Consider the following 6,464-nt stretch of genomic DNA (forward strand, 5'->3'; position numbering starts at 1 on the left):
ATGATCTGAAGTGCAATGTTCACGTCCATCGGTCTATCACCTGCGGCGGGTTAACGACTCCGTCAGGTGTTTATAGCGATTACGCTACCTGACAGGAAAAGTAAAATACCTCCCGCTTTCTGCCCGTGTTTTTATCGGGGTCGCCCAGACGGGGTCGCCCAGACGGGGTCGCCCAGACGGGGTCGCCCAGACAATCTTTACGGCGGGGAGGTTGTCAATAATCCGACTCATTGCAGGCGGGATACCAATACTGCCTCAGTCACCGAGCGAGAATATACGTCTGGCATTGTCGGTGGTTGCAGCGGCAATCTCTTCGCCATCCACTCTAAGCACCTGGCTCAGCGCATGGATCACATAGGGCAGATTAGCCGGTTCATTATCATTTTCTCTTTTGCCACCCCGACGATGCTCTAACCGCGGTGGCATGACCAGATAAGGCTCTAAAAACGGTGCATCGGTCTCAACCATCAGGCGCTCACGCAGAGTCTCCCAACTGACAGAGCGCAGTGCCTTAACCAGATCTTTGTTACGCTTGTCGCCGATCCAACCGGTAATTCCGATGGAACAGCCCAGATCAAGATAGGCCTGCAGTTGCTCACTGTTACCGGTGAAGCAGTGAACGCAAGCCATGGCTGGTGAAGGCAACTGATTTATGTAGTCTGCCAGAATACCCATGAAGTCATCATGGGCAAGCCGCTCATGCAAAAACAGTGGTTTTTTCAGCTCTGCAGCCAGCGCCAACTGTTTCCTGAACACGGTCCGTTGCACTTCAGGAGACGACCATTTGCGATCGTAATCCAATCCACACTCACCCACCGCAATGCAGTGACGATCCCCTTGTTCAAGTATTTCTCTCATTTCCCGTATGCCACCATCCCGGTGGAAATTCTTGGCGTGGTGTGGGTGGCATCCCACTGTATAGTACAAAGAGCATGGGGGGGAATCTGAAAATCCACAAGCTTCAGTGGCTTTCGCCGATGGCTCCGACCATTGATCCACCAGTTTCTGAGCCTTTTTCGACGCAGAAATGGAAGTGCCCGTTACCATGATGCTACCAACCCCTGCCCGGGAAGCTTCTGCAATAACCCGGGGCAAGTTAAAGCTGTCTTTAACGAGATTGGCTCCAATATCAACCAGTGGCGTCATGTATAGAGGCCTGAACTTCGGGCGAGTCAGATATACCTTGCCCGACTCTGGCCCGGCAGATAACTGGAAACTCCAGGAATCATCATCTGTGGCAGGCACATCAGGTGATGCAGAGGCCCCGGTTGAGCGCTGGCAATATCGGGACTCCGGGTTCTTATCCATGACCTGCTGACCCTGAACGGTATGGTAGTTCGGGTTGCCATGGTATCGGGATGCAACGAGAGAAACGCCTGAAAAAGGCTTGTCAGCAGAACCTGAGCACTTCTTCTTTTTTTTCATTTTTCGTGGCTTTGTTGAACGGCCTTCTTGCCAGACTTTCAGGTCCGCTTCGTCGGCGGCCCACTGCGTACCTTTGCTGCTAACGTCATGAGGGGACACTGAATTGGGTGACGTGATATTGGAAAGTATCGCTTTTTCATCGACATTATCAACTTTCACAAATCTGCCATCAGGGCTTAAAGTGGCTGATCTGACCGTTTGAGAATGAGATAAGTTGGGTGTTCTTACTGAAACTATATTGTTGCTATCACCAGTACTGACAGTCCTACCGAAACGAGCACCTTCTCCAGTCTCTTGCGATTGAGGTTGAACAGGTTGTGACGTGGTTGGGTTTGAACCTCCAACTGCGCCGATAGTGTGATCCGAGTTAATCATATTAAGCTTCTTCTATTAAGTGGGTATTATCCTTGATTACAAGAATATCGGGTTGAAGGGCATTCAACAGCGATGACCTCAAATAAATCAGAGTGGTTCTTGGATTGAAAGTTCAGAACATTGACGTAAGCATAACTAACAGGAAAACAGGAATCTGATGTCAACTGTTCGCAGAGATGAAGGGAAGAGGAATATCAAAGACTAGCTTTATCAGGGCCTATGTCGATCAGTGGCCAGAAGATGTTCAGGAGCGTCTTAAGGAGCAGATGGAATCACTTCAAAATTGAATGTCGCTGATTTTATGCCATTTTTAAGCAGCCTTAATGAGAGATGCCAGTGCATCTCTGCGCTTTTTTTCAATTGGAGTAAAAAATAGTGATGGTCAATCTCCTGAGCAACAGCTTTATTTTAATTTCTGTGGGCCTCTCTTCTGCTTTGGTTGCAGCAAACCCGGTTGCAGAAAGAAACATCAATGGCATTATGTTCGATGCTTCCTGTCCGAACGGTGAAGAGGTCTGTAAAAACCATCCGTTTGACTGCATCGGTGGTTGTGCGCTTAATGCGTCAACAGGAGAAACTGTGTTTCAGTGGGAACGTACCATTTTTACAACTAAATTCGACAAGGCTTCACGGCTTGATATTCAGGCCATGAAAAAATGTCTTGGCCGTGAAGCAATCCGCACTGCTTTACTAAAGAGTCAGGAAAGCATTCAGGATACCGGCTCAGAGACATTACCCTGCACAGTCACTGGCTCGGAATGGCAATATATCTATCCCAAGTATTATATTTCGACACTTACACGGCCTGCCTGTGACACAACCCGATCTTATCTTGACGAGTTGACTGGCAGCTGCCAGAACTGGAAAAGCACCGCTGCTGAAGCCGGATTATGGGTTGGTTACGGCGCGGCTGCTCTGCTAGGTACGGTGGCATCCTATTTTGCTGTAGCACAGGTCGGCAGATGCACCGGATGGTTCCATTGGGTCACTATTGGAGATGTTCTGGGTTTGTGTTACGGAAAGTTTTTCAAATGGAGACAGCACGAGACACCTCGTGGTTATTGAAAAGTAGAGGCTTGTTAACTGTATCCAGGCTGGCGGCATGAATCGGGATCATTGCATGATGTTCGATAGCCATTGAACTCTCTGGAACGATCAGGGTCTAAAAATGTTAAAGGACTGATTGAGGAGTGCATCATGCCGCCAACCCGCTTTGTCTATGGACAGACACCTCCTATTCTACTGACCCTGCTGCTCTTGACACAGGCACCACACTCGTTTTCTTCAGAAAGTTGCCAGACTGAGGAATGCAGTCGTTCTGTCGGCTACCAGATCCCCTCGGCCGCACTATTCATTTCTTTGGCCAGGGCCTATCGGGATGATTACGTTCTTTTATTGGTCGCTGTGGCTGTGTCTGCGGTTTCCTTTTCATGGCCTGAGACACTGAACATTTCCATATCCAAATGTAATGTCCAGCCCTTTGAACTCTGGAAGCCCAAGCTGGGCAGTGAGTTCTGTCAGTCCCTGATTTCCAGTAAAAACCGCACAGAAGCAGTGAGGCTGTTGAGAGAAACGGGAGCCATGGAGCCTGCAACAATGGCCTGTAATAATTGGCAAACCGACTTGGCAGACTATTTCAACTGGCGTTGGCCGGGGAACAATGCCAGTCAGTGGCAGGAAATTCCCCTGCGTTATTCGGCCTTACAGGGGTTGTCTGACAAAATGTACGAGGGCAAGGTCATGGATTTATTGATTCATTTTCCTTCGGTGTCTTCGCTGAGCACGATACAGATCAACGGTCAGCAGTATATTTTGAAAGGCTATGCCAACAGTGGCTTTATGATTGCTCCCATGTTGAAAGTGGCTGAATGCTACTTTGTGCCTGAAGAGGAGCCAGTGGCTTTTGGTTTTGATGAATGGAGTGGATTGGTTAATGGGCGAATTCATTCCCTGTTTAAAGCCGTGAAGGGACATTCTCTGGAAGATTGGGTTGCACAGTCCCGTAAACCCACAAGCAAGGTTGACATTGATGCCATGTTTTCAGGGTTTGGGCAAATTCTGGCGCACTTTCACCTGCGTCACAGAGACTCGGAACTGGATGGGCTTTCTACTCTTTCCAGAGCGGTTCATCGTGACCTGCACTTCAATAATGTCTTTTATGATGAAAAGTCGGGCTTTTCGCTGATTGATACCTTGGGGCTTTCTGTTTCAGTTCTGGAACCGTCTGAAGTGCGCCTTGATCTGAAGCGGCTGTTTGAAGATATGAACAGACACGGGATATCAAAGAGTGGCTTTATCAGGACTTATGTAGGTCAGTGGCCTGAAGTTGTTCAGGAGAATCTTCAGGAGCAAATAGAATCACTTTAACCCGTGAAGCTGAGTGCCTGAGGTTGTCAGAGGCTTCGACAAGCTCAGGGCGAAGCATCAAAATTTTGAACTTTTTCGGAAAAATATGGACCAATAAAAGGTATGAAATGGAATTGTAAAGGAGTACTTCCATGTTTTTGTCACCAATCCCCTCACAACCCCAGCCCATCAGGGCAGATACAGTCTTCCAGAAAGATCTGAGTGCAGAAAATAAAAGGCGTTTGACTATCGATGAAACTCTTCAACATGAGCAAAAGCCCCTTCATCAGAGAAAAATCAGCAAAATCTTAACGTTGGCAAAGCCAGAAGGTTATTTCACTGTTGGTGAACAATACAAAATATCATTGATGAGCGATTACCTGCATGGCAACACCCAACATTTCAGTGACGAAGACTGGCTCTATCTGATAATAAAAATGGGTAAGAGGGTTATTAGTGAAAAAAAACTGGAAAAACTCAAACAAGAATTCAGCACAGCAGATAAAGAGATTCTGTTCAATAAAATAGCAAGATTACAAGCATTGAGATACAAAATTGAAGATAGACTTCATCATTCACACAGAGTTAGCCGTGAAAAATTGTATGATGCAGCAAAAACAAGCAAGTATCTATTCTCAACTGAAAGTCTGGAAGACATTATTGAATCAGCAAAAAACAGTCATCCCCTGCAATCCTGCGCTCCACCAGAACTTTTATTCGCTAAAGCAAGTTTAAATTACGAAGGACATAATCCTTATTTTTCTGAACTTATTATTGCCTGTTACAAAAATAGTCATTTTTTACCCCCGGATATTGAAATCGGCCACAAAATAGAAGATGAAATAAAAAAACAAAATCCAAAAATAAGCACAAATGAGGAAGATCTAGAAATAGAATTAATGTTATCAGATGAAGCCACAGTTGAAAAAAAATGTGGTGAAAGATCCTTCCAGTTCACTCTTCCTGATAATCGAACCTTGTACTTTAAATATCAACGAAAAGGTGAACCATGGGATGAGTTCACTCGTGAGCTTAAAATACACAATGCCTTGCACAACTTATTTTCTGATCAGGATTTCGCCAGTGAAATACCTTTCAGTAAAGGTTTATTTTCTGTTCCTGTGTCTGAAAATAATTACAAGCTCGAAATTTCTGAAGGTCGACTACACGGTTATCTTTTCACGGCATCACAAGATTATGTTAATTATGCAAGCCAATTAGATTCATCAGATACCAAAAATCCACACGGAAGGTCCGAAGAAGGGTTAAAAAAGGCAGCGATTGATATAGGAACCTATGCAAGATACGGTCTGACATTCGACAGTCTTATTAAAGTACAGCATGATAAATACAGACCCAGAAAAGGCTACCCTGTATGGACGACTATGGGAGCGCTATCCAATGTTTTTTGTAAAAATGCAGATAGCTTTCCCGGATCAATTTGTAATTGGGTAAGAGACACTGAGTGCTCAGATTTATCCTGGTCCGGACTTAGAGACCTTGGCGACAGCCAAATATTTGGAAACATATTGCCGAGCCTGAGTTCCAGGAACACTCTAAATACAAAGTTCTTTCCAGAGGTTGGAAACTTATTAGCTTATTTTAATGCCCTTATGGATAACATTATTGCCATTGTTATTGTTTATGCTCGTGGAAAACGTTTAAATCCTGAGTTTCATTACAAAAACCCGTTAGCTGTTGAAGATGTAAAGACATTTGTCAGAGAAGTTCTGGAACATTTTTTGTGTGGGTATTATTCAACAAAAACGATAAGCTTGCAGAAAAATCTTGGATTGGATGATACCGGTTTTGAACAATGGCTGAATAGAGTTGCATTAGAAATAGTCTATTGGTTAGCTATGCAACCTTATGAAATGAATGGTGCTTTTTATCATTCAAAGCATGCTCACAAAAAACATAACTACTTCGCACATGTGATGCGTATTAAGAGACCTGATCCTGAAATAATGGAAACTTCAGGGGAAATAGAAAGACGCTTGCTGTGTGACAACTCTAATGTTATTGATGGCAATCATAATCTTGGATTAGCACACAATTGTAGTTTTCCTTTACAAGCCCTTATAAAAGGGTTGTGCAAATTATCTATAAACATTCTGGAGCAACAATCACCAGTCACTGATCAAAATCCACGGGGAAATTAAGCTCAAACTACCCAGCGCCTGATGAAATTCCTTAATACCCCATACCGTTTGCCCTGGGCTAGTCGAAGCTTTTGACAAGCTCAGGGCTAGCAGCCTGTCGCACTTAAGGCTGTCCTACTGCGGTTGCAATAAATTGGTCTAAAAATTCCTGCTTCT

The 6,464-nt window shown here is 44.8% G+C and carries 4 protein-coding genes; 3 read left to right on the forward strand and 1 reads right to left on the reverse strand.

From position 1 onward, the window contains the following. Positions 1-255: 255 nt before the first annotated feature. Positions 256-1,800: a TatD family hydrolase gene (locus tag KDK18_RS12335; protein ID WP_257255224.1), complete on the reverse strand. Its 1,545-nt coding sequence runs from the start codon at positions 1,798-1,800 to the stop codon at positions 256-258. 375 nt (positions 1,801-2,175) lie between these two features. Here KDK18_RS12335 and KDK18_RS12340 point away from each other — a divergent pair, with 375 nt between their 5' ends. From KDK18_RS12340 to KDK18_RS12350, 3 genes are all read left to right on the forward strand, one after another. Continuing rightward, entirely contained in the window at positions 2,176-2,865 is a 690-nt protein-coding gene (locus KDK18_RS12340; RefSeq protein WP_257255225.1) for a hypothetical protein, read from the forward strand. 132 nt (positions 2,866-2,997) lie between these two features. Next, complete coding sequence (locus KDK18_RS12345; RefSeq protein ID WP_257255226.1) at positions 2,998-4,167, forward strand: hypothetical protein; 1,170 nt, start codon at positions 2,998-3,000, stop codon at positions 4,165-4,167. 131 nt (positions 4,168-4,298) lie between these two features. Further along, a complete protein-coding gene (locus KDK18_RS12350) occupies positions 4,299-6,308 on the forward strand; it encodes a hypothetical protein (RefSeq protein ID WP_257255227.1) in 2,010 nt (669 codons plus the stop codon). Positions 6,309-6,464 lie beyond the last annotated feature (156 nt).

The sequence above is a fragment of the Endozoicomonas sp. SESOKO3 genome, assembly GCF_024606255.1.